The sequence below is a fragment of the Streptomyces sp. NPDC002784 genome, from assembly GCF_053592135.1.
In genome coordinates this window covers 94,129-119,811 of record NZ_JBSFVD010000014.1, presented here as the reverse complement: position 1 = coordinate 119,811, position 25,683 = coordinate 94,129, and the positions used below count along the sequence as shown (strand labels likewise).

At 72.9% G+C, this 25,683-nt stretch carries 24 protein-coding genes and 1 tRNA gene; 7 read left to right on the top strand and 18 right to left on the bottom strand.

All coding sequences use genetic code 11. The features are described 5' to 3' along the window. Positions 1-4: 4 nt before the first annotated feature. From ACWD1Z_RS23645 to ACWD1Z_RS23620, 6 genes are all read right to left on the bottom strand, one after another. Complete coding sequence (locus tag ACWD1Z_RS23645; protein ID WP_389416927.1) at positions 5-760, bottom strand: ABC transporter permease; 756 nt, start codon at positions 758-760, stop codon at positions 5-7. Then, on the bottom strand, positions 757-1,710 hold the full coding sequence (locus tag ACWD1Z_RS23640; RefSeq protein ID WP_451121518.1) for an ATP-binding cassette domain-containing protein: 954 nt from the start codon (positions 1,708-1,710) through the stop codon (positions 757-759). Before ACWD1Z_RS23640 ends, ACWD1Z_RS23645 begins: the two co-directional genes overlap by 4 nt. 74 nt (positions 1,711-1,784) lie before the next feature. Beyond that, positions 1,785-2,426, bottom strand: a complete 642-nt coding sequence (locus tag ACWD1Z_RS23635) for a PadR family transcriptional regulator (RefSeq protein ID WP_451121516.1) — start codon at positions 2,424-2,426, stop codon at positions 1,785-1,787. 18 nt (positions 2,427-2,444) lie between these two features. Beyond that, positions 2,445-2,981: a DinB family protein gene (locus ACWD1Z_RS23630; protein WP_451121514.1), complete on the bottom strand. Its 537-nt coding sequence runs from the start codon at positions 2,979-2,981 to the stop codon at positions 2,445-2,447. 157 nt (positions 2,982-3,138) lie between these two features. Continuing rightward, positions 3,139-4,599 carry an aldehyde dehydrogenase family protein gene (locus tag ACWD1Z_RS23625; RefSeq protein ID WP_451121512.1) on the bottom strand — a complete coding sequence of 487 codons (1,461 nt, stop codon included), beginning with the start codon at positions 4,597-4,599 and terminating at the stop codon, positions 3,139-3,141. Between the two features lie 82 nt (positions 4,600-4,681). Then, positions 4,682-5,506 (bottom strand): helix-turn-helix domain-containing protein, encoded by an 825-nt coding sequence (locus tag ACWD1Z_RS23620; protein ID WP_389417014.1) that lies wholly within the window; start codon positions 5,504-5,506, stop codon positions 4,682-4,684. Between the two features lie 353 nt (positions 5,507-5,859). Here ACWD1Z_RS23620 and ACWD1Z_RS23615 point away from each other — a divergent pair, with 353 nt between their 5' ends. Next, positions 5,860-6,354, top strand: coding sequence for an ATP-binding protein (locus ACWD1Z_RS23615; protein ID WP_451121510.1), 495 nt, complete (start codon positions 5,860-5,862; stop codon positions 6,352-6,354). Between the two features lie 109 nt (positions 6,355-6,463). Here ACWD1Z_RS23615 and ACWD1Z_RS23610 read toward each other — a convergent pair whose 3' ends face one another. The 5 genes from ACWD1Z_RS23610 to rpmG all read right to left on the bottom strand — a co-directional run bounded on the left by ACWD1Z_RS23610 (position 6,464) and on the right by rpmG (position 9,131). Then, positions 6,464-6,733 carry a DUF397 domain-containing protein gene (locus ACWD1Z_RS23610; RefSeq protein WP_389416921.1) on the bottom strand — a complete coding sequence of 90 codons (270 nt, stop codon included), beginning with the start codon at positions 6,731-6,733 and terminating at the stop codon, positions 6,464-6,466. Positions 6,734-7,349: 616 nt separating this feature from the next. Next, positions 7,350-7,583 carry a 30S ribosomal protein S18 gene (gene rpsR / locus ACWD1Z_RS23605; RefSeq protein WP_389416920.1) on the bottom strand — a complete coding sequence of 78 codons (234 nt, stop codon included), beginning with the start codon at positions 7,581-7,583 and terminating at the stop codon, positions 7,350-7,352. Positions 7,584-7,589: 6 nt separating this feature from the next. Then, on the bottom strand, positions 7,590-8,714 hold the full coding sequence (locus ACWD1Z_RS23600; RefSeq protein ID WP_451121508.1) for a CobW family GTP-binding protein: 1,125 nt from the start codon (positions 8,712-8,714) through the stop codon (positions 7,590-7,592). Next, positions 8,714-8,962, bottom strand: coding sequence for a type B 50S ribosomal protein L31 (locus ACWD1Z_RS23595; RefSeq protein ID WP_389416918.1), 249 nt, complete (start codon positions 8,960-8,962; stop codon positions 8,714-8,716). Before ACWD1Z_RS23595 ends, ACWD1Z_RS23600 begins: the two co-directional genes overlap by 1 nt. A 4-nt stretch (positions 8,963-8,966) precedes the next feature. Continuing rightward, positions 8,967-9,131: a 50S ribosomal protein L33 gene (rpmG, locus tag ACWD1Z_RS23590; RefSeq protein WP_030361075.1), complete on the bottom strand. Its 165-nt coding sequence runs from the start codon at positions 9,129-9,131 to the stop codon at positions 8,967-8,969. A gap of 62 nt (positions 9,132-9,193) precedes the next feature. Between rpmG and rpmB the strand changes: the two genes are divergently transcribed. The 4 genes from rpmB to ACWD1Z_RS23570 all read left to right on the top strand — a co-directional run bounded on the left by rpmB (position 9,194) and on the right by ACWD1Z_RS23570 (position 11,120). Continuing rightward, the gene (gene rpmB / locus ACWD1Z_RS23585; protein WP_389416917.1) at positions 9,194-9,430 is read left to right on the top strand and encodes a 50S ribosomal protein L28; all 237 of its coding nucleotides are present in this window, start codon (positions 9,194-9,196) and stop codon (positions 9,428-9,430) included. Positions 9,431-9,509: 79 nt separating this feature from the next. Continuing rightward, complete coding sequence (gene rpsN, locus ACWD1Z_RS23580; protein ID WP_451121505.1) at positions 9,510-9,815, top strand: 30S ribosomal protein S14; 306 nt, start codon at positions 9,510-9,512, stop codon at positions 9,813-9,815. A 133-nt stretch (positions 9,816-9,948) separates the two neighbouring features. Then, the gene (locus ACWD1Z_RS23575) at positions 9,949-10,419 is read left to right on the top strand and encodes a hypothetical protein (RefSeq protein ID WP_451121630.1); all 471 of its coding nucleotides are present in this window, start codon (positions 9,949-9,951) and stop codon (positions 10,417-10,419) included. A gap of 179 nt (positions 10,420-10,598) precedes the next feature. Further along, entirely contained in the window at positions 10,599-11,120 is a 522-nt protein-coding gene (locus tag ACWD1Z_RS23570; RefSeq protein WP_451121503.1) for a DUF4232 domain-containing protein, read from the top strand. Position 11,121: 1 nt separating this feature from the next. Here the strand turns inward: ACWD1Z_RS23570 and ACWD1Z_RS23565 are convergent, their stop codons facing one another. Beyond that, positions 11,122-12,255 (bottom strand): DUF2786 domain-containing protein, encoded by a 1,134-nt coding sequence (locus ACWD1Z_RS23565; RefSeq protein WP_451121501.1) that lies wholly within the window; start codon positions 12,253-12,255, stop codon positions 11,122-11,124. A gap of 65 nt (positions 12,256-12,320) precedes the next feature. Here ACWD1Z_RS23565 and ACWD1Z_RS23560 point away from each other — a divergent pair, with 65 nt between their 5' ends. Beyond that, positions 12,321-12,953 carry a LysE family translocator gene (locus tag ACWD1Z_RS23560; RefSeq protein ID WP_451121499.1) on the top strand — a complete coding sequence of 211 codons (633 nt, stop codon included), beginning with the start codon at positions 12,321-12,323 and terminating at the stop codon, positions 12,951-12,953. A gap of 39 nt (positions 12,954-12,992) precedes the next feature. Next, positions 12,993-14,678: a bifunctional 3'-5' exonuclease/DNA polymerase gene (locus ACWD1Z_RS23555; RefSeq protein ID WP_451121497.1), complete on the top strand. Its 1,686-nt coding sequence runs from the start codon at positions 12,993-12,995 to the stop codon at positions 14,676-14,678. A gap of 112 nt (positions 14,679-14,790) precedes the next feature. On the opposite strand, the gene ACWD1Z_RS23550 is transcribed toward ACWD1Z_RS23555, so the two are convergent. From ACWD1Z_RS23550 to tmk, 6 genes are all read right to left on the bottom strand, one after another. Beyond that, entirely contained in the window at positions 14,791-15,606 is an 816-nt protein-coding gene (locus ACWD1Z_RS23550) for a tetratricopeptide repeat protein (RefSeq protein WP_451121495.1), read from the bottom strand. Next, positions 15,527-18,040: a BTAD domain-containing putative transcriptional regulator gene (locus ACWD1Z_RS23545; protein ID WP_451121493.1), complete on the bottom strand. Its 2,514-nt coding sequence runs from the start codon at positions 18,038-18,040 to the stop codon at positions 15,527-15,529. Before ACWD1Z_RS23545 ends, ACWD1Z_RS23550 begins: the two co-directional genes overlap by 80 nt. 485 nt (positions 18,041-18,525) lie before the next feature. Next, a tRNA-Thr gene (locus tag ACWD1Z_RS23540) sits at positions 18,526-18,602 on the bottom strand. A gap of 107 nt (positions 18,603-18,709) precedes the next feature. Further along, a complete protein-coding gene (locus ACWD1Z_RS23535) occupies positions 18,710-20,329 on the bottom strand; it encodes an alpha/beta hydrolase (protein ID WP_451121491.1) in 1,620 nt (539 codons plus the stop codon). 175 nt (positions 20,330-20,504) lie between these two features. Further along, positions 20,505-21,710 carry a DNA polymerase III subunit delta' gene (locus tag ACWD1Z_RS23530; protein WP_451121490.1) on the bottom strand — a complete coding sequence of 402 codons (1,206 nt, stop codon included), beginning with the start codon at positions 21,708-21,710 and terminating at the stop codon, positions 20,505-20,507. A 316-nt stretch (positions 21,711-22,026) separates the two neighbouring features. Then, complete coding sequence (tmk, locus tag ACWD1Z_RS23525) at positions 22,027-25,581, bottom strand: dTMP kinase (protein WP_451121489.1); 3,555 nt, start codon at positions 25,579-25,581, stop codon at positions 22,027-22,029. Positions 25,582-25,683 lie beyond the last annotated feature (102 nt).

Here is a 25,683-nt window from a genome sequence, read left to right as displayed (position 1 = left end):
CGGCTCACTTGCTGAGCCGCCCGAACCGCCGCACCGCCAGCGGGAAGAACACCGCCAGGAGCACCAACGGCCAGACGACCGCCGCCGCCACCTGATCCGTGCCGGTGCCGCCGAACAGGTCGCGGACCGCCGTCGCCGTCGCGGACATCGGGTTCCACTCGACGACCGTGCCCAGCCAGTCGGGCATGGACTCCGGATGGGCGAGGGCGTTGGACAGGAAGCCGACCGGCCAGACCAGGATCTGCACCGCCTGCACCATCTCCGGCTTCCCGGCCACCAGCGCCAGGTGGATGCCGATCCAGAGCATGGCGAAGCGGAAGAGCAGCAGCAGTCCCACCGCGCCCAGGAAGGCCCCGGGGCCGCCGTCCACCCGCCAGCCCAGGGCGTACCCGACGCCCATGAGGACGAACAGGGACAGCGCCGACTGGAGCATGTCGGCCGCCGAACGGCCCACCAGCACCGCTCCGTTGGCCATCGGCAGGGAGCGGAAGCGGTCGATCACCCCCTTGTTCAGGTCCTGGGTGACCGCGATCATCGTGCCCTCCAGGCCGAAGGCCATGGTGAGCGCCAGCATGCCGGGGACGAGGTAGTCGATGTAGGAGCCCTGGACGCCCCGGCCGCCGCCGATGAGGTAGCCGAACATCAGCAGCAGCATCACCGGGAAGACCAGGTTCACCACGACCTGCACCGGCTGGCGTGCCCAGTGGGCCAGCTCGCGGCGGGTCATGGTCCAGGAGTCGGTCAGTGCGTAGGCGGTCATACGGCCTCCTTCACTCGGTGATCGCCGGTGAGGTGCAGGAACACCTCGTCCAGCGTCGGGCGGCGCAGGGCGATGTCCTCCGCCTCGATGCCGGCCTCCTCAAGGGCGCGTACGACTCCGGAGAGCGCCGCCATCCGGTCGGTGACCGGGGCGCTCAGCAGCCGGCGGTCGGCGTCGGCCCGGACCGCCGCCGGGTCGAGCGGCAGCAGGGCGAGGGCGGCGCCGAGCTGGCCGGCGTCGCGCAGGACGACGTCGATGCGGTCGCCGCCGAGGGCGGACCTCAGCTCGTCGGCGGTGCCGTCGGCGATGACCCGGCCCGCGTCGACGACCGAGATCCGGTCGGCGAGCTGGTCGGCCTCCTCCAGGTACTGGGTGGTGAGCAGGACCGTCGTCCCGCCGCCGACCAGGGAGCGGACCGCGGCCCACACCTCGGTGCGGCCGCGGGGGTCGAGGCCGGTCGTGGGTTCGTCCAGGAACAGCACCTCCGGGTCGGTGATCAGGGACGCGGCGAGGTCCAGCCGGCGCCTCATGCCGCCGCTGTACTGCCGTACCGCCTTACGTCCGGTGTCGGCGAGTCCGAAGCGCTCCAGGAGCTCGTCGGCACGCACGCGCGCGGGGCGGGCGCCCAGGTGGTAGAGGCGGCCGAACAGCTCCAGGTTCTGCCGGCCGCTGAGCTCCTCGTCGAGCGCCGCGTGCTGGCCGAGCAGGCCGATGCGGAAGCGGACCGCGCGGGCCTCGGTCAGCACGTCGTGGCCGGCCACCTCGATCCGGCCCGCGTCGGGCCGCAGGAGGGTCGACAGCACCCGGACCAGAGTGGTCTTGCCCGCGCCGTTCGGCCCCAGCACCCCGTGCACGGTGCCGCGCCCGACCCGGAGGTCCAGCCCGTCCAGTGCCTTCTTCTCGCCGTACTTCTTGTGCGCGCCTTCGACGGTGATCGCCGGATCGGCCACGGACCCTCCTCCGCTAGTCAAAGTTGACTACGAGCCCCGAGGGTAGTACCCGGACCCCCGGTCGTCAAACTTGATTAGCTCGCATCTCCTGCATGCGGCTCCCCGGTCGCGTACGGGTTCTCCTCGCCCTCGGCGAGGACGCCGACGAACGGCTCACCCTCCCCCGCGAAGGTGTACGCGCCGCCCTCGATCCGCTCGATCAGCCCCTGGGTCCACTCGGCCTCGGCGTCGGCCGTGTGCACCCAGAGGTTCATGATCTCGCCGATGTGGCCCAGCTGGCCGGGGCCGTCCTCGGGCACGTAGTGCTCGGTGACGGCCGACCGCCACTCCTCGCTGCGCCGGATCCGCTCCCTGAGCAGGGCCACCGTCTCCGCGCGCGGGAGATCCACCATGAAGCCGATGGCCGCCGACTTCACGTCCATCTTCTGGTCGTAGGAGACCAGCGCCTCACGGACCAGCCGCAGGTACTCCTCGGTGCCCCGGTCCGTGATCTCGTACTCGGTGCGGGGCGGACCCCCCGCGGTGGACGGCGCGATCTCGTGCGCGTGCAGCAGTCCCTGTTTCGCCATCTGCTTCAGGGCGTGATAGATCGAGCCGGGCTTGGCGTTGGACCACTCGTGCGCGCCCCAGTACTCCAGGTCGTTGCGCACCTGGTAGCCGTGGGCCCGCCCGTGCTGACGCACCGCGCCGAGCACCAGGAGACGGATCGCTGACATGCGCCCCAGGTTATGACCTCAGCTTTCGGCGAGGGCAACCAGATCGAAGGCCGTCTTGCCGTCCAGGGACTCCCGGATGATGTCGGCGTGGCCCGCGTGCCGGGCGGTCTCGCGGATCAGGTGCAGCACCAGCCAGCGCAGGGAGACCCGGCCCTCCGGGGGGAACCAGGGCATGTCGGGCAGCGCGAAGGTGTCGTCGAGGCTCGGTGCCGAGCGGATCAGGGCCTCCGTCCCGGCGGCGACCTTCTCCCAGTAGTCCAGCTGCGAGGCGAGCGTCTCCCCCTCGACCAGCACGAAGCACTCGTGCCAGTTCGACCGGTCCCGCTGCACGGCCGGCGGCTCGCCCTTGGCCAGGGAGACCCAGTACTGCTCGACCTCGGCCACATGCTTGACCAGGCCGGCCAGGGACAGCTCGCTGGCGCTGGGCCGCGAGGACGCCTGCTCGTCGGTGAGCGCGAGCACCGAGCGGCGGATGCCGCCGCGCTGCTCGGCCAGGAAGCCGAGCAGCGCTCCGCGCTCGTCGCCGGGTGCTTCCGCGGGAACGTGGGTGACCATGGCGGCCGCCTTCCGTCGATGGGGCTCCTTGCCTGACACCCACGAAACTACGGGCCATTGAGGTCAGCTCCGGTCCTCAATGGCCCGCCCCGGAGAAAAGATGTGAACCGGAGAAAAGATCCGAACCCGGGGAAAGATCCGAACCCGGGAAAAAGATCTAGAAGGGGAACCCGCTGCGCCCGTGCTGCACGGAGATCCACTTCAGCGTGGTGAACGCGTCCAGCATGGTCTCGCCGTTGAGGCGGCCGACGCCGGAGTGCTTCTCGCCGCCGAAAGGCACGATCGGCTCGTCGTGCACGGTGCCGTCGTTCACATGGAACATGCCGGTGTCGATCCGCTTGGCGAAGGACACGCCCCGCTCGATGTCCCCGGTGTGGACGGCGCCGCTCAGGCCGTACGGGGTGTCGTTGACGAGGCGTACGGCCTCCTCCTCGCCGTCGAACGGGACGAGGAAGACGACCGGTCCGAAGACCTCCTGCCGGAGCAGGGCGGAGTCGGCCGGCAGCCCGGTCAGCACGGACGGCTCGACCAGGTTGTCGGTGGTCGTGCCCCGCACCAGGGCGGTGGCGCCCTCGGCGACGGCCTGCTCGACGACGCCGGACAGGGCGTCCGCCTGCGAGGAGTTGATGACCGGGCCGATGACGGTCTCGGGGTCGCGCGGGTCGCCCGCCTTGAGCGTGCGCACCTTGGCGACGAACTTCTCGGTGAACTCGTCGGCGACCGTACGGTCGACCAGGACCCGGTTGGCGGCCATGCAGACCTGGCCCTGGTGGACGTAGCGGCTGAAGACCGCGGCGTCGACGGCGTAGTCGAGGTCGGCGTCGTCGAGGACCACCAGGGCGCTGTTGCCGCCGAGTTCGAGCACCGAGCGCTTGAAGTGCGAGGCGCAGACGGTGGCCACATGGCGGCCGACCTTGTCGGAGCCGGTGAAGGAGATGACCTTCGGGACCGGGTGCTCGATGAAGGCGTCGCCGATCTCCGCTATGTCGGTGACGACGACATTGAGCAGTCCGGCGGGCAGGCCCGCGTCCTCGAAGAGCTTCGCGACCAGGGTGCCGCCGACGATCGGGGTGTTCTGGTGCGGCTTGAGCACGACGGCGTTGCCGAGCGCGAGGGCGGGGGCGACGGACTTCAGCGACAGCAGGAAGGGGAAGTTGAACGGGCTGATCACCCCGACGACGCCGACCGGGACGCGGTAGACGCGGTTCTCCTTGCCGTCCACCGGCGAGGGGATGATCCGGCCCTCGGGGCGCAGCGCCAGGTGGACCGCCTCGCGCAGGAACTCCTTGGCGAGGTGGAGCTCGAAGGCCGCCTTCAGCCGGGTGCCGCCCAGCTCGGCGATGATCATCTCGCTGATCTCCGCCTCCCGGTCCTCGATCAGCCGCAGGGCCTTCTCGAAGACGGCGCGACGCGCGTACGCGTTGGTCGCGGCCCATTCCTTCTGGGCGCGGGCGGCGGCCCGGTAGGCCTGATCCACCTCGTCGACCGTGGCTATGGTGATCGAGGCGAGCTTCTCACCGTCGTACGGGTTGAAGTCGATGATGTCCCAGGAACCTGTGCCCGGGCGCCATTCACCGTCGATGTACTGCTGGGCCAGGTCGGTGAAGCAGGACGACATGTGATCCCTCGAATCCCTAGCGGACACCTGATCAGTTTCTGATCATCTCCACGGTCTGATCACACGTCATCGTACTTGTGTTTCAAGACAGTTGAAGGAGTCCTCGGAGAAGATCGCGGCTCTCGGCCGGCCCCGGGCTGTCCTGCTGGAGCTCCTTGAGCGCCTTCTCGTACTGGGCGACGTCCTCCTGCTTGTCCAGATACAGCGCACTGGTGAGCTGCTCCAGATAGACGACGTCCGACAGGTCGGACTCCGGGAAGCTGAGGATGGTGAAGGCGCCGGACTCGCCGGAGTGCCCGCCGAAGCTGAACGGCATGATCTGCAGCCGGACGTTGGGGCGCTCGGAGACCTCGATCAGATGCTGCAGCTGGCCGCGCATCACCTCGCGGTCGCCGTAGGGGCGGCGCAGGGCGGCCTCGTCGAGGACGATGTGCAGCTCGGGGGAGCTCTCGTCGACGAGGTGCTTCTGCCGCTCCAGCCGCAGCGCCACCCGCCGCTCGACGTCGGCCTCGCTCGCGCCCTTCATCCCGCGCCGGACGACCGCACGGGCGTAGGCCTCGGTCTGGAGCAGGCCGTGCACGAACTGCACCTCGTACACCCGGATCAGCGCGGCGGCGCCCTCCAGGCCGACATAGGTGGGGAACCAGCTGGGCAGCACGTCGGAGTAACTGTGCCACCAGCCCGCGACGTTGGCCTCCTTGGCGAGGGCGAGCAGCGAAGTGCGCTCGACCTCGTCGGTGATGCCGTACAGCGTCAACAGGTCTTCCACGTCCCTGGTCTTGAAGCTCACCCGGCCCAACTCCATCCGGCTGATCTTCGACTCGGACGCGCGGATCGAGTACCCCGCGGCCTCACGCGTGATCCCGCGCGCCTCACGCAGCCGCCTGAGTTGCGAGCCGAGCAGCATGCGCCGCACCACCGATCCGGGCTCTCCCGCGCTCACGTTCGCCAGCCTCCCCAACCTCTCCAGGGCCCGAAGTCTGCCACTAAAACACTCCGAGCTGTACTCGTCCGATTACAGAGAAGGAAAGAAGCCAAAGATTTCTCTCAGGAAGGAGGAAGCAGAAGGCAAGCCGGGAGTACCAAGATGGCGGAAAAAATGGCCAACAAGCGGTACGGGAGGGTCCAATTCGGTCACGTGCACGTGCATCTGCCCTTGCATCTGCTGTACGCATCCGAAACCATGGTCCCGCGCAACCGCTGCATCGCAACGACCGCGAATTCCCGGGAGTGCCTCGCATGGGGACGAATGGATCGACCATGCTCGAGCCGTTACGGCAGGGCCTTCCGCCGCTTGATCCCGCGGCCGTGTCCAACGCCGCCTCCTGCGCACTGCCCGCCCGTTACGAAGCCGTGCGCGAGGCCCGGCACTTCACCCGCAGAACCCTCGACCAGTGGGACACGGGCGAGCGCTTCGACGACGTCTGTCTGGTGGTGTCCGAACTCGTCACCAACGCGCTCCGGCACGCGCTGCCCGCGCACCACACGCGCGTGCCCGACCAGACGCCTCCGGTACGGCTGCATCTGATGCGGTGGACCGAGCGGCTGGTGTGCGCGGTGCGCGACCCCAGCCACGACAGCCCCGTCGCCCGCGACACGGACGACTTCTCGGCGGAGTCCGGCCGCGGCCTGTTCCTGGTGGACTCCTTCGCCGACAGCTGGGGCTGGCACCCGCTGGCCGGCACGCTCAACGGCAAGGTGGTCTGGGCGCTGTTCCGGCTGCCGCACACGCCGCAGCCGAGCCCCGCCGAGTGATGGGCCGCGGCGCTGTACGGCGCTGCGGTTCTACGCGCGTCGCAGGCGCATGACGTCCCGGTCACCGTGCCGATTGCCGGAAAAGTCCCCCGAGTTGCCCGGCCGGGTCTCAGCCCGCTATCAAGTGATCGAACTCGCCGTCCTTGATGCCCAGAAGCATCGCCTCGATCTCGGCGCGGGTGTAGACGAGCGCCGGACCGTCCGGGAACCGCGAGTTGCGCACGGCGACATCGCCGCCGGGCAATCGGGCGAACTCCACGCAGGATCCCTGCGAGTTGCTGTGCCTGCTCTTCTGCCAGGCCACACCGCCGATCTGGGCGGCGGCCATGCCGTTGTACACGCCGGACGCGTCTTCAACGTCGTACACGTCGTGGTCCACAGGTCGCTCCCCGGTGGTGCACTGGCTGGTGAGGCCATTGATGCAATGGTCAACTGACCCGGATCATAACCTTGTTCAAGTGCTGATGCATGGGAGGATGCACGGGCAGATGCACGTGCACGCGGGGTGTTCCTGCGGTTACAGCTGTGACGCGCGCGTCGGCGAAGCCGTTCCGGCGTCTGCCCCGGAGCTCGCAGAACATGCGACCGCCACCCCCCGTCCGAGCCGGATCGTCCGGATCGGATCCCTCGTGTACTAGGAACAGACGCACGCGGAGCCGTTGGTGTTCCACCATCCGACCGACGGTCCGGCGACCGGACCGACCGGATCGTCTCCCTCCCAGTGGACGCCCGCCGTCCGCCTCGTCGGCACCGGGCGACCACCTGGTGCCGGAGGGCTGTGCACCCGGCACCTGCCCGCGCGAGCGCCCGCACCCGATGACGGGGAGGTCGTCATCGGGTGCGGTGTCCGGATCGGGTCTTCGTCGGGTATACGACCGGGCAGTGGGACGAGTCAGCCGGACACGCGTGCCGGAAACACTCGTACGAATGGGGGCGGCCCCGTACGTCGGTGAGCGCAGTGTCCGCCTGGTGAGGGGTGCGGTGTCGGCCGTTGCCTAGCGGCTCGCGTACGGCAGCAGCGCCATCTCGCGGGCGTTCTTGACGGCCTTGGCCAGTTGTCGCTGCTGTTGCGCGGAGACCCGGGTCACGCGGCGGCTGCGGATCTTGCCGCGGTCGGAGACGAACTTCCGCAGCAGGTCGGTGTCCTTGTAGTCGACGTACTCGATCCCGGCCCGGTCGAGCGGGTTGGGGCGGTTCTTGGCGGGCATGCGGTCGCTCTTGCGGGGCATGGCGGGTCAGACCTCCAGGAGGGTGTCGAAGGCGGGCGGCAGCCGCTTCCAGGCGTCGCGCCCGGCGGCGTACTCGGCGTCGGTCAGCAGGCAGGACTCCAGCAGTTGGGCGAGGCCGTCCCGGTCCAGGCCGGGCGAGGTGAACACCAGGTGCTGGCCGCGGTCGCCGTGCTCGGGGTGCCAGTCCAGCGCGGCGGCGGCCCGGCGCACCGGCGGGACCATCTCCCAGGCCGCGTCGGGCAGCGAGGCGAGCCAGGGGCCGGCGCTCTCCACGCACAGGGCGCCCCCGGCCGCGTCCCAGTGCAGCAGCGTGTCCGGCTTGTCGGCGAGCCAGAACCTGCCCCTGCTGCGGGCGGCGGCACAGGTCAGGTCCTCCAGCGCCGCGTACAGCCGCTCCGGGTGGAAGGGCCGGCGCCGGTGCCACACCAGCGTGGCCACGCCGTGCGCGTCGGCCTCGGCGGGCAGCAGCGCGCAGGCGGGGTGCTGGGCGGCCGCGGCGGCCTCGACGTCGAACCCGGCGCGTGCGGCGCCCGCCAGGTCGCCGTGGCCGATCAGGACCCGGCGGGCGGTCGGGTGCAGCTGGGCGAGCAGTTCACGGTCCTCGTCGTCGGCCTCCGGGGAGTCGAGGAGGGCCAGCACGGGGGCGTACTCCAACTGGCGCGCGAAGGTGTCGGCGACCGTGCGCTGGTCGGTGGCGGCGGCTGCCAGGCCCCGCTCGGCCAGGTCGTCGCCGTTGCCGAGGTACGGCAGCAGCAGCGCCGGGTCGACGGCGGTCACCACGCCGGTGACGGTGAGGCCGCCGGAGGTGACGACCTCCGCCATCGCCTTGGGTTCGACGGAGTCCCACAGCTCGACGACCGCGAGCGAGGTGCCGCCCGCGGCTTCGAGGCGCTTCAGCTCCGGCACGAGGTCCTCGCGCAGGGCGCAGCAGGCGCAGTCGTTGACGAGGGGGGCCTCGCCGGTGTCCAGGACACCGGTGGCGTCGCGGACCGTCCGTACGACCGTGCCCGCCGGGGCCGTGGCCAGGTCGTGGTGGAGCACGACGCTGCCGGGGACCTCGGCGAGCAGCCGGTCGACGGCGGCCCTGCGGGCGTCGGCGTGCAGTCCGCCGACGAGCACGACGGGGAGCATCAGTCCTGCTTTCCGTACCGGCGCTCGAAGCGCTCCACCCGTCCCGCGGTGTCCAGCACGCGCGCGGTGCCGGTGTAGAAGGGGTGGCTGACGTCGGAGATCTCGACGTCCACGACGGGGTAGGTGTGGCCGTCCTCCCACTCGATGGTCTTCTCGCTCGTCATCGTCGAGCGGGTGAGGAAGGCGTAGTCGGCGGCGCGGTCGCGGAAGACGACGGGGCCGTAGGGCGGGTGGATTCCCTCGCGCATGACCTCAGCGCTCCTCTCGGAAGTCGACGTGGCGGCCGGCGACCGGGTCGTACTTGCGCAGGGTCAGGCGGTCCGGGTCGTTGCGGCGGTTCTTGCGGGTCACGTAGGTGTAGCCGGTGCCGGCGGTGGACCGGAGCTTGATGACCGGCCGGAGTTCGTTGCGAGCCATGCTGGTACCTTACTGAAAATGAATTCCATTTACACACCGCGTTCGAGAGAGGTGCGTCACCTGTGTCCGCCCACTGCATGCTGACCGGCGCCCGGCCCGGCTTCGGCAACCACATCTCCCACTCCCACCGGCGGACCTCCCGCCGCTTCGACCCCAACATCCAGTCCAAGCGGTACTGGCTGCCGAGCGAGGGGCGGCATGTGCGGCTGAGGCTGAGCGCGAAGGGGATCAAGACCGTCGACTCGATCGGGGTCGAGGCGGCGGTGGCACGCATCCGCGCGCGGGGGGTGCGGGTCTGATGGCGAAGCGGAGCACGCGGGAGGACGCGGGAGGTACGGGGCTGATGGCGAAGCAGAACACGCGGGAGGTACGGGGCTGATGGCGAAGCAGAGCAAGATCGCGAAGAACGAGAAGCGGCAGGAGATCGTCGCGCGGTACGCCCGGCGGCGGGCCGAGCTGAAGGAGATCATCCGGCGGCCGTCGTCGACGGAGGCCGAACGGCTCGCGGCACAGCGGGAGCTGCGGCGCCAGCCGCGCGACGCGAGCCCCACGCGCGTGCGCAACCGGGACCAGGTCGACGGGCGCCCGCGCGGGTACTTCCGGGCGTTCGGGCTGTCCCGGGTGTCGCTGCGGCAGCAGGCGCACGCGGGATATCTCCCGGGGGTACGCAAGTCGTCCTGGTGACGGTCGTCGCCCTGGTCCTGGTCCTGGTCCTGGTTACGTCCTGGTAGCTTGCTGCGGTCGTGGCGTCCTAACCGGCTCATCCTGGGGGCTTGCAGTGACTTCGGCGAGGTACGCGCGCGTGGCGCGCAGGCGGATGCGGATCATGGCCGCGGCCACGGGGCTGACCGGCGTGCTCGTGCTGGGCGGGTGCGGCGACGGCGACTCCTCGGACGACGCCTCGCCCAGCGCGAGTGCCACGCCGTCCGCCACGGGGGCCTCCACGGGGGCCGCCGACACCGGAGGGGGCGGCGGGAGTACGGCGTCCCCCGCCGGTGACCTGGAGGGCAGCTGGCTCGCCACGACCAAGGGCAAGGCGGTGGCGCTGGTCGTCACCGGCAGCAAGGCGGGGCTGTTCGCGACCGGCGGGACCGTGTGCAGCGGCACCGCGGGCGGCACGATCGAACTCACCTGCACGGACGGCAGCAAGGACCGGTCGAGCGGGACGGTCGAATCCGTCGGCGCGGACACGCTCAAGGTGACCTGGGACAGCGGCCTGGGCACCGAGACCTACCGGAAGGCCGACGGCGCCACCCTGCCCACGGGGCTGCCGACGGCGGGCCAGTAGCCCCGGAGTCCCCGGGCCCCGGAGGTTCGGCAACCGGCGCACAGCCGCATGCGGGACGGCGACGCACAGCCGTATGCGGGACGGCGACGCACAGCCGTATGCGGGATGATCGGCGCACGTGATCGTATGCGTGATGATCGGTGTACGCGATCCGTCACGCACGCCTCAGAGGACACCACATGCGCGCCACCGCCCTCCCCCTCGCCGCCCTCGCCGCGGCCCTTCTGCTGACCTCCTGCGGTGACAGTGAGGGCGGTGACGGCGGCGCGGACGCGAAGCAGGGCGACAAGGCCACGGCCGCCTGCCGGCTCGCCGCCCTGGAGGTGCAGGTCGGTCCGGCCAACGCCGCCCCGGCCGCCGGGGACACCGGCAACGTGCCCGTCACCCTCACCAACGACGGCGCCGACTGCACCCTGGACGGCCTGCCCTCGGTGACCCTGAAGGCGGGCGGCACCTCGGCGGAGGTGGCCCCCGACGCGGCGGCGACGCAGGAGAAGCGGACGCTCGCGCGGGGCGGCTCGGTGTCCGTCACCGTCACCTATGTGCGCGCGCAGGCGGGCGGCGGCCTCGCCGTGAAGACGGCCGACTTCGCGCTGCCCGGCGCCGACGCGACGCACAGCTTTCCCTGGTCGTACGGCGATGTCGCGCTCAAGGGCGACCAGCCCGACGCCACGGTGAGCGGGTTCCAGCAGGGCGACTGAGCTACTCCAGCCGGCGCCTGGCCCGCACCTGCGCCTGATCGGCGGCCTCCGCGCCCTCGGTCCAGCCCGCCGCGTCGGTCACGCCGCGCAGCCGGGTCGTGGTGGTCTCGGGGAACATGTGGTCGAGCCGGGCGGTGACCGCGACCTCCCGGGAGGCCAGGACCGGCAGCAGGTCGTCGCTCACCTGGGTCTCGGCGGCCCGCGCGAGCCGGGTGCCGATGCGGTGGGCGTAGGCGGCGAGGAAGGACTGCCGGAAGGTCTTGGTCCGCTTGCGCCCGCCGGCGCGCTGGGCCGCCTCCGCCTTCGTCATCGCGGTCTGCGCCTGCACGAGGAGCGAGGTGTGGAGCAGCTCGACCACCTCCAGATCGGCCTCGAACCCGACGACGGTGGAGAAGCCGACGGCCTCGTTCCACACCGCGCGGCAGTGGTTCGCGGCGGCCACCGCGTCCAGCAGCATCGCCTTGGCCTGCTCGTACGGCGGCTCGACGCCGATCCGGCAGGCGCCGGGGATGTCGGGCGCGGGTGCCTGGGCCGCCAGCAGCGCCTCGTCGACGCTGTGCCGGGCCATCAGCTCCTGTGCCTTGGCGGTCAGCGCCTCCGCCTCCTCCGGGAACCCCGTTCCCTCCGCCTTGGCGAGCAGCGCGCGGATCCGGGTCAGCATGCGCGACTCGGGCCTGCGGGAGTGCCGCGGATCGTCGAGGGGTTCCAGGGGCGGCAGGCGCAGCAGCAGGCGGTACAGCTCCAGGACGGCGGTGGCGTGCGTGAAGCGGTCGCCCGCGCGCGTGGGCGGCGCGTCCAGCTCGTCGAGCTGCGCCCGCCACCGCGGGCCGCGCGGCACGTCGTCCGGCGCCTGCGCGTGGATGAGGGCCGCGAGCAGGCGCAGATGTACGTCGTCCAGGTCACGCCGGACGACGCGTACGACGTCGGCGGGCTGCCAGCCGCGCCGCCAGGCCGCCGCGACGAACTCCCGGCCCCGGCGCTCCAGTTCCGCGTCCGCGCCGGCGTCGGCGGCGAGGAGGGAGGCGCCGGTGTCCAGGGCGCTGTCGGAGTCGGTGTGGAGGGCGGCCTCGAAGGCGCGGTCCACGGTGCCGCGCGTGCCGCTCTTGCCGCCGCTCGAACTGTTCGTACTGCTCACCCGCCGATCGTCTCACTCCCCGAAAATCGGTCGCCCCCGCGCGTGGGTGCTCCGAGCATGGCCGCATGGTGGACATGTCTTTGTACGCGGCGTTTCTGGTCGCCGCCTTCGCGCTCTGCATCACCCCGGGCCCCGACATGATGTTCATCGTGGCGATGGGCGGGCGGGGCGGACCCACGGCGGGAGTGATGGCGGCGTTCGGGGTGGCCTGCGCGATGCTCGTCCACACGGTCGCCGCGGCGCTCGGCCTGTCGGCGCTGTTCACGACGCTGCCGACGCTCTACCACGTGCTGCGCTGGGTGGGCGCGGCCTATCTGCTCTACCTCGCGGTGAAGGCGTTCCGGGACCGCTCGGTGCCGGGCGAGGACGGAACCGCCGACACCGGCTCGGGCATGCGGCGGGCCTTCTGGCAGGGTGCCGTCACCAATCTGCTGAACCCCAAGGTGATCCTGTTCAACGTGGCGTTCCTGCCGCAGTTCGTGGACCCGTCGCTCGGGCGTGTGCCGGGGCAGCTGCTCCTGCTCGGCGGGACACTCGTGCTGATGGGGTTCCTCTGGGACGGCTGCGTGGGCCTGCTGGCCGGCCGGCTGGCGGACCTGCTCCGCCGCAGCAGGCGGGTGAACCGCTGGCTCAACATCGTCTCCGGCACGGTGTTCACGGGCCTGGCGGTGCGGCTGGCGGTGACCTCGCCGAAGTAGCCGAGGGCCGTTGTCAGACCCTCCTGCCACACTCCTGACATGACCGACCGGTGGGCTCTCGCACCGGCCGAGGACGGTGGCGCGGAACTCGCCCCCCTCGGCCCGGACGGGGTGCCCGCGGGGCCGGTCGTGCGGGAGCCGGACCTCGCCGCGGCGGTGCGCGGCAGGCCGGAGGTCGCGCGCTGGGTCTGGCGTTCCACCGCCGAGGTCTACCCGCGCCTGCTCGCCACGGGGGTGCGAGTGGAGCGGTGCTACGACATCGAGGACGCCGAGACCCTCCTGCTCGGCCACGAGGGGCGGTACGGCGAGCCCCGTTCCGCGGCCGCGGCCCTGGCCCGGCTGCGCGGCGGACCCGTACCGCCCGACCCGCCCCAGCGGCCCGCCGAGCCGGGCGCCCAGTCCTCGCTCTTCGAGCCGCAGGCCGTCCATGTGCCGCTGGCCGACCTGCTGGAGGTCTACGCCGAGCAGCAGCGGCGGCACGACAAGGCCGCGCACCCGGAGCGGATGCGGCTGCTGACGGCCGCCGAGTCGGCGGGGATGCTGGTCGCCGCCGAGATGAACCGCGCCGGGCTGCCGTGGAGCGCCGACGTCCACCGCCGGGTGCTGCACGACCTGCTCGGCGAGCGGTACGCGGGCGGTGGCGAGCCCCGGCGCCTGGCCGAGCTGGCCGACGAGGTGTCCGCCGCCTTCGGCCGCCGGGTCCGGCCCGATCTGCCCGCCGATGTCGTCAAGGCCTTCGCGCAGGCCGGCATCAAGGTGCGGTCGACCCGGCGCTGGGAGATCGCGTCCGTCGACCATCCGGCCGTGGCGCCGCTGCTCGAATACAAGAAGCTGTACCGGATCTGGGTGGCCCATGGCTGGTCCTGGCTCCAGGACTGGGTGCGCGAGGGGCGGTTCCGCCCGGAGTTCCTCGCGGGCGGCACGGTCACCGGGCGGTGGGTGACCAATGGCGGGGGCGGGCTGCAGATCCCCAAGGTGATCCGGCGGGCGGTCGTCGCCGACCCCGGGTGGCGGCTCGTCGTCGCCGACGCCGACCAGATGGAGCCGCGCGTGCTGGCCGCCATCTCCCGCGACCCCGGTCTGATGGAGGTGGCGGGCCGGGAGAGCGACCTGTACCAGTCGGTCTCCGACCGGGCCTTCTCCGGCGACCGCGCCCAGGCCAAGCTCGCGGTGCTCGGCGCGGTCTACGGCCAGACCTCCGGCGACGGCCTGAAGAACCTCGCCGCACTCCGCCGCCGCTTCCCCCTCGCCGTGGCCTACGTCGACGACGCGGCGCGGGCCGGTGAGGAGGGGCGGCTGGTGCGCACCTGGCTGGGCCGCACCTGCCCGCCCGCGGCCGGAGCGGGCGAGGAGTCGGCGGAGGAGGCGGGCATCCCGGTCGGCGACGACTCCGACGAGGCCGCGCAGTGGGTGCCCGGGTACGCCTCCACGGACGCCCGCGCGCGGGGCCGCTTCGCCCGTAACTTCGTCGTCCAGGGCAGCGCCGCCGACTGGGCGCTGCTGCTGCTCGCCGCGTTGCGTCAGGCCTGCGCGGGCAAGGCGGCCGAGCTGGTGTTCTTCCAGCACGACGAGGTGATCGTGCACTGTCCCGAGGAGGAGGCGGAGGCGGTCGTGGCGGCGATCCGGGAGGCGGCCGAGCTGGCGGGGCGGCTGACGTTCGGGGAGACGCCGGTGCGGTTTCCGTTCACCACGGCGGTGGTGGAGTGCTATGCGGACGCGAAGTGATCAGGCGGGGGGCGAGGAGCAGGTGGTCGGCGGGAGTGGCGAGGAGCGAGGTGATCAGGCGTGCGCGGCGAGCAGCGAAGTGATCAGGCGGGGGTGGTGAGCGGCGAAGTGATCAGGCGTGCGCGGCGAGCAGCGTCGCGAGTTCGGTGAGCACCGTCTTCTCGTCGGTCCCGTCCAGTGCGTCCCGCGCCGCCGTCCATGCCGAGCGGGCCTCCTCGGTACGGCCCGACTCGCGCAACAGGAGTCCGTGCTGGTGGCGGGCGAGGCCGCCCATGTAGCGGTCGGCGCGGGCGTCGGCGCGGCGCAGCAGTTCGGCGCACTCGTGGGCGGCCCGCTCGGTGCGGCCCAGCAGCCGCAGGGAGCGGACCAGGCCGAGGCGGGCCTGCGACTCGCCGTGCCAGTCGCCCTGGTCGGCGAGGTCCCGCAGGGTCTCCTCGAAGTGCCGGGCGGCCGCGTCCGGTTCGCCGAGGGTGAGATGGGCGTAACCGATGTTGCACCGCGCGTAGAGCTGGAGGAGGGCATTGCCGATCGTCTCGCCGATGGCCAGCGAGAGACGGTGCTGCTCGATGGCGGCGCGGGGGTCGGTGTGCTCGTACAGGTTCCCGAGGTGCTGGTGGGTCACGGCCTCGCCGTACGGGTCGTTCAGCCGCCGCGAGTAGGCGAGGCTCTGGCGCAGCGCCCGCCCCGACTCCTCGTAGCGGCCGAGTCCTTCGAGCAGCAGGCCACGGTTGTTCAGGGAGCGGCGGATCCAGGAGAGGAGGCCGAGCCGCCGCCAGATGGCCAGGGCCTGGTCGTTGAGGGCGAGGGCGTCGTTCTGCCGGCCGGTCAGGAAGTGCAGTCCGGCCAGGTCACCGAGGGCGTACGCCTCGGCCGCCTCGTCCCCGAGCCGCCGCGCCACCCGCAGCGCGACCCGGCCGAGGGTCTCCATCTCGGGCGACCCGGCCGCCGCGTTGGAGGTACGGGAAGATCAGGCGCAGCAGCGTGCACAGGCGGGCGGCGATACGGGGCTCGGGCGCGTCGGCGTACCGCTCGGCCAGGGCCACCACGTTCTTCAGCTCGGTGTCGCCCCAGGCGAACGCCTCCTCGGGGCCGGTGAAGGGGTGGGTGCCGGTGACGTGGGACGCGTGCTCGGGCGGCTGGCTGGAGGTGGGACGGCGGCGGTCGTCCTGGTCGAGGCCGGGGTCGACGATCGCGGTCAGGGTGCGTTCGGCGAGGGCGGCGTACCAGTTCAGGGCGGTTTCGACGACGGCGGTGCCGCCTTCCGTGCCGGCCAGTTCGCGGGCGAAGTCGCGGACCAGGTCGTGGGGGACGTAGCGGCCGAGTGCCGTTTCCTCCAGGAGGGCCACGTCGACGAGCCGGTCGAGGGCGTCCTCGGCGCGCCGGGTGCCGATGCCGCTCAGGCGGGCCAGCAGGGGGGCGCCGTACTCGGGCAGGTCGAGGGCGCCGATGCGGCGCAGTACGAGGGCGGCGTCCCGGTCGGCCTCGCGGTCGGAGGCGGCGAGCGCGTCGTGCGCGACGGCCAGGGAGCGGCGGACGCTGAGGTCGTCGTACTCCAGGTGGTGCAACCGCCCTTCGGTGGCGGCCAGTTGACCGGCCAGCACCTCCGGGGTGAGGGCGCGGCGGGCGGCCAGCCGGGCGGCGACCACTCGCAGGGCGAGCGGAAGGCGGCCGGTGAGTTCGACGAGGGGGTGGCCGGCGTCGATCCCGTCGTCGCGTCCGGACACCGCCCGCAGCAGTGCCGCGCTGTCCTCGGCGGACAGGGGCGTGAGCGGGATGCGCCGGGCGCCGTCGAGGGCGGCGAGGGAGGAACGGCTGGTGATGATCACGGCGCAGCCGGGGCCCGCGGGGAGCAAGGGGCGTACCTGTGCGGCGTTCGCGGCGTCGTCCAGGACCAGCAGGGTGCGGGTGGGGGCGAGCATCGAGCGCAGCAACGCGGCGGCGGCGTCGGGGTGTTCGGGGATGGCGCGGGGGTCGGCTCCGACGTCCCGCAGAAGCGCGGCCAGGGCCTGGGCGGAGGTGAGGGGGAGCATGCCCGGAGTGGCGCCGTGCAGGTTGACGTAGAGCTGGCCATCGGGGAAGCGGTCCGTCAGGGCGTGGGCGATGTGGAGGGCCAGAGCGCTCTTGCCGAGGCCGGCCATGCCGGTCAGGACTGTGATGACGGGGCTGGCGGGGCTGGCGGGGCTGGGGGCAGGACCGGCGAGGGTACGGCGGAGGTCGTCGGCGAGATGGGTGCGGCCGGTGAAGTGGGCGGGGGGCGGGGGGAGTTGGGCTGGGCGGATGGGGGGTGCGGGGGTTTTGGCGTCGTCGGCAACGGCTCCGGAGGGTACCGGGGTGTGGGGCTCGTCAGGGGCTTTGGAGGGCGCCGGGGTGTTGGCTTCGCCAGCGGCTCCGGAGGACGCTGGGACTTTGGCCTCGCCAGCGGCTCCGGAGGGCGGCAGGCTGTTGGCCGTACCCGCAGCTCCGGAAGACACCGGGCCCTTGACCTCGCCCGCAGCTCCGGAAGACACCGAGCCCTTGACCGCACCCACAGCTCCGGAAGACACCGAGCCCCTGGCCCCACCCACAGCTCCAGAGCGCTCAACGCCGCCCGCTTCCTCCGCCGGCTCCCGCAGCACCTCCAGGTGCGCCCCGCGGACGGCGACGCCCGGCTCCACGCCGAGTTCCTCCACGAGCCGGTGCCGCAGGTCGCGGTGGACGGCGAGCGCCTCCGCCTGACGTCCGCTGCGATGCAGCGCGAGCATCAGCTGGCGGTGGTAGGCCTCGCGCAGCGGGTGTTCGGCGGCGAGGGCGGACAACTCCGGGAGCAGGACGTCCGGTCGGCCGTCGGCGAGGGCCAACTCGGCGTCGTAGCGCCACTCCAGGAGCAGCAGCCGGGCCTCCCTGAGGCGTTTCACGAACGGGTAACCGCCCAGGTCGGCGGGGAGTCCGCTCAAGGGTGCGCCGCGCCACAGGGCGAGCGCTGCGGTGCACTCGCACAGGGCGCGGCGCCAGTCCCGGGAGGCGTGGGCGGCGCGCGCGGTGGCGAGGTGCGCCTCGAAGACATGGACGTCCAGCTCGCCGTCGTCGACGCGCAGCAGATACCCGGGGGACACGGCGCGCAGTCGCGCCGGGTCGTCGAGGAGGCGGCGCAGCCGGGTGACGTGGTTGTGCAGGGAGGCGTGCGCGGAGGCGGGCGGCGCGCCGCCCCAGAGCGCGTCCTTGAGCGCGTCGACGGAGACGGTACGGCCGGCTTCGAGCAGGAGGGCGGCCAGGAGGGCCCGGAGCTTGGGGCTGCCGACGGGGCGGACCACGGCGCCGTCGCCGCCGGGGTCGTAGAGCACCGGCGGCCCCAGCAGTCCGAACCGCAGCTCGTACCGCTCCACGCCGCCCACTGCCTTCCCGCGCCCCGCGCGCCACGGCGTAGCCCGGCCGTCGTGGCGGATTTCCGCCGGTCGACGGCGGTATTCCGCCACCCTGTCCCCGACGGGCCACCCGCCGGGATCCGCTGCCGTTCCGCCCGTCCGGCACGATGGCCCCGGCGTCTTCACGCCAGTCGGCCGACTGCGGCACGGCGAACCTTTGGCCACATGTTAGCGATCCGTTGGTGGAACCTGATGTGATCACTACATCGGATCCGGCTCGACGGTGCGCGCGTAAGACGCGTTGCTCGGGGGAGTGTTACCGCCGCGGCCGGTCCGGGGACGCACAGGGTCCCGGTCGTCGGAGGTGAACGACCGGGACCCGCGTCCACCCCCCTCGCCGCGCAGGTGCCCCTGCCCCCGGTCCGCGCGCTTCCACTACCGCTTCCGCTTCCACTACCGCGCAGCAAAAAAGACCCCGGCTCGGAGCGATCCGACCGGGGTCCTGGTGGAGCCGCCTTCGGGATTCGAACCCGAGACCTACGCATTACGAGTGCGTTGCTCTGGCCATCTGAGCTAAGGCGGCGCGCTGTCCGCACTATGGTGCGATCAGCAACGTCGGTAAGTCTACACAGTTTCGGAAGGTGCTCCGTACCGGCCCCGGCGGGGGTGGGACCGGGGCCGGTACGGGGGCTATGAGCAGCGCTTCCGGTCCGCCGGCGGGGTCCCTCGCAGGAGGTACGCGTTGACCGTGCGGTCGATGCAGTCGCTGCCCCGGCCGTACGCGGTGTGGCCGTCGCCCTCGTAGGTGAGGAGGCGGGCCGAGGAGAGCTGGGCGGCCAGCGCGCGGGCCCAGCGGTACGGCGTCGCCGGGTCGCGGGTGGTGCCGACCACGACGATCGGGGCCGCGCCCTTCGCCTCGATGCGGTGCGGCTCGCCCGTGGGGGCCACCGGCCAGTACGCGCAGTTCAGAGAGGCCCAGGCCAGGCCCTCACCGAAAACGGGGGACGCCTTCTCGAAGGTCGGCAGGGCGTCCCGCACCTGCTCGGGGGTGTCGAAGGCGGGCGGGAGGTCCAGGCAGTTCACGGCGGCGTTGGCGAACATCAGGTTCGAGTAGCGGCCCTCCGCGTCCCGCTCGTAGTAGCTGTCCGCGAGGGCCAGCAGGCCCGCGCCGTCGTTCTCCTTCATCGCCGCGGTCAACGCCTCGCGCAGCTGCGCCCAGGCCCCCTCGTCGTACATCGCCGCGATCACGCCGATGGTGGCCAGGGACTCACCCAGCTCGCGGCCGTCCGCGTCGCCCGTGGGGATCGGCCGGGCGTCGAGCTTGCCGAAGAACGCCTTGAGGTTCTTGCCGACCTCGCCGGTCTTCCTGCCCAGCGGGCAGTCGGGCTGCTGGACGCAGTCCCGCGCGAACGCCTGGAACGCCGTCTCGAAGCCCGCGGTCTGGTCGAGGTTCAGCCGGCGGGCGGGCAGCGACGGGTCCATCGCGCCGTCCAGGACCAGCCGGCCGGCGCGCTTGGGGAACAGCCCCGCGTACGTCGCCCCGAGGAAGGTGCCGTAGGACGCCCCGACGTAGTTCAGCCGCTCGTCCCCCAGCACCGCGCGCAGGATGTCCATGTCCCGGGCCGCCTCGACGGTGGACACATGGCGCAGCAGCTCCGGGGAGTCCGCCCCGCAGCCCTCCGCGAACGTCTTGTACGCCTCGACCAGCGCCGTCTGCTCCCGCTCGTCGTCGGGTGTCAGATCGGTCCGGGTGTACGTGTCCATCTCGGGCCCGTCGAGGCATTCGACCGGTTCGCTGCGGGCGACGCCCCGCGGGTCGAGGGCGACCATGTCGTAGCGGGCGCGGACCTCGGCCGGGTAGCCGATCCCGGCGTACGCCTGGAGGTAGGCGACCGCCGAGCCTCCCGGCCCGCCCGGGTTGACCAGCAGCGACCCGATCCGCTTGCCCGGGCCCGTGGCCTTTTTGCGGGCGACGGCCAACCGGACGTCGCCCTCCCCCGGCTCGGCGTAGTCGAGCGGCGCCTTCAGCGTGGCGCACTCGAAGCCGGGGATCCCGCACTCGCGCCAGTTCAGCTTCTGGCCGTAGTACGGCGACAGCGCGTCCGGGGTCGCCTGCGGCAGCGCGGCCAGCGCGGCCTCCGCCGCCGGGCTCGCGGACGTGGTCGAGCCGCCCGTGGAGCAGGCGGAGACCACCAGGGCGGCGACGCCGATCAGGGCTCCGGCCGCGCGGACTCCGTGGGGCCGGGGACGGGCGTGCCGGTGGGACCGGGGACTTGGGGTGGGGGTCGGGTGGGGGCGCCTGAGGTGCATCAAACGAGCGTAACTCTGTGCAGCGGCACGAGAGCCCTCCGTGAGGATCACAGCTCATACGGGTTACGTGGTCAACCTGCCGTTGATCGTGACGGGGACGGGGTGGGGGTGAGCTGCCCGCCTGGCGCGTGGGCCGCGCCGTATGGTGACCGGTTGCCGCCTGGAGCCGCCGGTCTCAGCCCGCTCTCAGCGCCATCGTCATCGCCTCCACCGCCAGCAGCGGAGCCACATTGCGGTCCAGCGCGTCCCGGCACGCGGCGATGGCCTCGATCCGGCGCAGCGTGGCTTCCGGGGAGCTGCCGCGGGCGAGCCGCTCCAGGGTGTCCTCGGCGTCGGCGTTGGCGATGGCCACGCGGGAGCCGAGCTGGAGGGCGAGGACGTCGCGGTAGAAGGCGGTGAGGTCGGTCAGGGCGAGGTCGAGGCTGTCGCGCTGGGTGCGGGTGCGGCGGCGCTTCTGCTTGTCCTCCAGGTCCTTCATCACGCCCGCCGTGCCGCGCGGGAGCCGGCCGCCCTGAGCCGCGCCGAGGGCCGTCTTCAGCTCCTCGGTCTCCTTGCCGTCCATCTCCTCGGCGAGCTGCTTGGCGTCCTCGGCCGCCGCGTCGACGAGTTCCTGCGCGGCCTTGAGGCAGCCGCCGATGTCCTCGACCCGCAACGGCAGCTTGAGAACGGCGGCCCGGCGCTCGCGCGCGGCCGGGTCCGTGGCCAGCCGGCGCGCCCGGTCGACGTGGCCCTGCGTGGCGCGGGCCGCGGCGGCGGCGACCGCGGGCTCGATGCCCTCCCGGCGTACGAGCATGTCCGCGATCGCGTCGACGGAGGGCGTGCGCAGGTTCAGGTGGCGGCAGCGGGAGCGGATCGTGGGCAGGACGTCCTCGATGGACGGGGCGCACAGCATCCAGACCGTACGGGGGGCAGGCTCCTCCACCGCCTTCAGGACGGCGTTGGCCGACTTCTCGTTCAGCCGCTCGGCGTCCTCGACCAGGATGATCTGCCAGCGGCCGGTGGCCGGTGAGGTGAACGACTTGCGGACGGTGTCCCTCATGTCGTCGACGAGGATCTGCGAACCCACGGCGGCGACCGTGCTGACGTCGGCATGGGTGCCCACCAGCGCCGTATGACAGCCGTCGCAGAAGCCGCAGCCGGGGGTCCCGCCGAGGGCGCGGTCGGGGCTGACGCACTGGAGCGCGGCGGCGAAGGCCCGGGCCGTCTGGGCGCGGCCGGCGCCGGGGGGGCCCGTGAAGAGCCAGGCGTGCGTCATCTTCGACGCCTCGGGGGGCGGGACGTGGGTGGCGGCCGCGGTGACCAGGGCGTCGGCGTCCCGGGCAGCGGCGATGAGCTGCTCGCTCACCTTCTCCTGCCCGACGAGGTCATCCCACACGGTCATGCCACACGCCGCCTTTCCGTCCACCTGCAGCGGTACGGCATCCATTGTGCGGGTCGCCACTGACAACGAGGTCCGCCCACCGCCGCGCGGACGCCGACCGCCAGCTCAACACAGCCCGCGGCCCCACTTCTCGCCACCGCAACCGGCACGGACACGAGCCGAAGGCGCAGCGCCGCCCCGGCCCGCTTCTCGACACCACACCGCACCGACACGAACCAGCGGCTCAGCACCGCCCCGGCCCGCTCAGCAGCACCACAGCCCCGACACCCGACCGAGGACTTGAGCGCCGCCCCCATCCCCGACACCGGCCGACGACTCAGCGCCGCCCCCGCCCCCGGCCGCGCTCGTCGTCGGGCTCGTCATCCCGCGGGCCGAGCAGTTCGTCCGCGAGTGACGGCAGATCGTCCAGCGGCGTCTCCTCCGCCCAGTCCGACCGCGGCCGCCGACGCCGCCGACCCGACTGCGCTCCGCCACCCCCGGAACCGCCCTGCCCGTCGCCCCGCGCATCGCCCCGCGCCTGACCGTCGGCGTCAACCTGCGGCAGCTCCCGCGTACGGTCGTCCGCCCCGTCGCGCCGAGCGTCATCCCGGGCATCATCCCGGACATCGTCCCGGGCATCGTCCCGGAAGAACCCCGGGGGAACCCGGTCCGCCGGATCCCCGCCCCGCACGGGAGGCAACACCGCGGTCTCGTCCGCGGCGCCCGGAGCGAGCTTCGGCAGCACGGCCGTCTCATCAGCGGCCCGCGCCGGAGCCGCCGCCGCGTCATCAGCAGCCCGCACCGGAGCAGCCGCCGCCTCATCCACGTCCCGCACCGGACGCAGCACCGCCGTCTCCTCAGCGTCCCGCACCGGAGGCAGCACCGCCGTCTCGTCGGAGGCCCCCGAGGGCTCCCCCGTCCGCGGCAGCACGCTCGTCTCCTCCGAGGCCCCCGACGGCTCCCCCGGCCGCGGCACCTCCGCGGTGTCCTCGGAATCAGCGCCCCCGGCATCAGCCACTCGGGAATCCACCACCCCGGCATCAGTCACCCGGGAATCCGCAGGCCCCACATCCGCACCCGGCGCACGCCGCGCACCCGCCGCACCCGCGGCCACAGCCCCCGCCCCAGCCCCCGCCCCAGCCCGCGGCAACACCGCAGTGTCCTCCGCAGGCCCGCCAGAGGCATTCGTCGGCGTCACCACCGGCGTAGCGACCGTCGCCGCATCCTGCGCGGCCGCAGGCACCGCCGGAGTCGCCCGCTTCGGCCCCGCCCCGGCCACCTCCGCCGCCGCGGCCGCCGCCTCGGCCAGTCGCCGCGCCTCCTCGGCCCGCAGCAGCGCCTCTTCCGCCTTGCGCTGCTTCTCCAGGCGCCGCGCCTCGGCCTCGGCGCGCAGCCGGGCCTCCTCCTCGGCCTGCCTGCGGCGGCGTTCCTCCTCCGCCCTGCGGCGGGCCTCTTCCTCGGCGCGGGCCTTCTCCTCGGCGAGCAGCCGCTGCCGCTCCTCCTCGGCACGGCGAGCCGCCTCCTCGGCGCGCTGCCGGGCCTCCTCCGCCTGCCGTTCGGCCTCGCGGCGCTGCGCCTCCTCCAGCTCGCGGCGCTTGCGCTCCTCCTCCTCGGCGCGCAGCCGGGCGAGCTGCTCCTGGCGCTCGCGCTCCTGCCGCTCCTCCTCGGCCTTGCGGGCGGCCTCTTCCTCGGCCTTGCGGCGGGCCTCCTCCTCGGCCCTGCGCCGCGCCTCCTCCTGCTCCCGGATCTCCTGCTCGGACAGCGGCAGCGCCTGGTCGAGCCGGTGCCGGATGACGGTCGTGACGGCCTCCGGCTCCTGGCCCGCGTCGACCACGAGGTAGCGGCCGGGGTCGGAGGCGGCCAGCGTGAGGAAACCGGACCGCACGCGCGCGTGGAACTCCGCGGGCTCCGACTCCAGCCGGTCCGGCGCCTCGGTGAAGCGCTCGCGCGCGGTCGCCGGGTCGACGTCCAGCAGCACGGTCAGATGCGGCACCAGACCGTTGGTGGCCCAGCGGTTGATACGGGCGATCTCGGTGGGCGAGAGGTCACGGCCCGCCCCCTGGTACGCCACCGAGGAGTCGATGTACCGGTCGGAGATGACCACGGCGCCCCGCTCCAGCGCGGGCCTGACCACCGTGTCGACGTGCTCCGCGCGGTCCGCGGCGTACAGCAGCGCCTCCGCGCGGTGCGAGAGCCCGGCGCTGGAGACGTCCAGCAGGATCGAGCGCAGCCGCTTGCCCACCGGCGTGGCGCCCGGCTCGCGCGTGACGACGACCTCGTGGCCCTTGCCCCGGATCCACTCGGCGAGCGCCTCGGCCTGGGTGGACTTGCCGGCGCCGTCGCCGCCCTCCAGGGCGAGGAAGAAGCCGGACGCGGTGGGCGCCTGCTCGGGGTCGTCACCGCCGCGCAGCGCGTCGCGCAGATCGTGCCGCAGCGGCACACCGGACCGGTCGTCCACCTTGGCCAGCACCAGCGCGGCCACCGGCAGCAGCAGCGCGCCGACCAGCATCAGCGTGAACGCGGCACCTCCGTGCGCGAACACGAACCGGCCGCTCTCCAGCCGGTGCGGGCCGATCGCCGCGGCCACCAGGGGCGCGACGACCGCGCCGAGCGCCACGAACACCCGTACGACCGCGTGCAGATGCTCGGTCGTGCGGGGGCGGCGGAACTCCTCGGTCTCCTGGTCCAGCAGCGTGTGACCGGTGTTGGCGGCCACGCCCGCGGCGGCGCCCGCGAGGGCGACGACCAGCAGGACGGTGGTGACGTCCGGGACGAGACCCGCGGTGAGCAGCGCGACGCCGGTGAGCGCGATGGCCAGCGCCAGCAGGCGGCGCCGCGACAGCGAGACCAGCGCCTTGGGCGCCGTACGGATGCCGACGACGACTCCGCCGGTCAGCGCGAGCACCAGCAGGCCGTACAGCACCGGGCCGCCGCCCAGGTCCTTGGCGTGCAGCACCGACACGGCGACGGTGGCGGCCACCGCGCCCGCGACGGACGCGCAGGCCGGCACCAGCAGCGGGATCGCGCCGGTTCGGCCCTTGTCGACAGCGGTGCCCGTCTTGGGGCGGCGCAGTCCCTCCAGCGGGGAACGCGCGCGTGGGGTGCGGGTATCGGGCAGTTCCAGGAAGGTCAGCACGGACAGGGACGCGGCGAACAGACCGGCCGCGACGTACGAGGGCAGCGCGGCCTGGTGCTCGCCGAACCAGTCGATCCCGGTGGCCAGCAGGTTGTTGAACAGGGCCGCGGTGACCAGCGCGGCGGCCGCGAGCGGCACCGCGAGGAAGCCGGTGCGCAGGGACAGTCGGCGCAGCGCGTCCATGTGGTCCGGCAGCGGGCGGACCGTCGCGCCCTCCGGTGGCGGGGCGGGCAGCAGGGCGGGCGCCGCGCTCTCCCGGCACACGGCCCAGAACCGCTCGGCGACTCCGGTCACGAAGACGGTCACCAGCAGCAGGGCCAGGGCGTTGTCCGGCGTCCAGTCGATCCACAGCGGCGCGACGATCAGCAGCGCGGCCCGCACGCCGTCCGCGCCGACCATCGTCCAGCGGCGGTCGAGCGGCCCTTCCTGGGAGGTCAGCGAGGTGAGCGGGCCGAGCAGGACGGCGCCGAAGAGGAGGGTCGCGAGGATCCGCGCCCCGAAGACGGTCGCCACTGCGAACGCCACGCCCCGGTATCCCCCGCCGAAGGACCCCTCGGCGATGGCCGCTTGGAGCGCGAGGAGGACCAGCACCAGCAGGGCGAGGACATCGCCCACGCTGCCCACCAGCTGTGCGCTCCACAACCGCTTGAGCTGCGGTCGGCGCAGCAGGGCGCGGACGGCGCGTTCGCGCGAGTCCGCCGCGAGGGCGTCGTCGGGGGCCGGCGGATGGGCCGTTGGCTGCTCGGCACGCGTCATGCATTCAGCCTATCGGCAGCCACCGACAGTCCGCGGGGGCCGTCCGAACGTACGCCCGCCCCGACACCAAAGAGTGATGCCGGGGCGTTCGTTTCGCGAAGA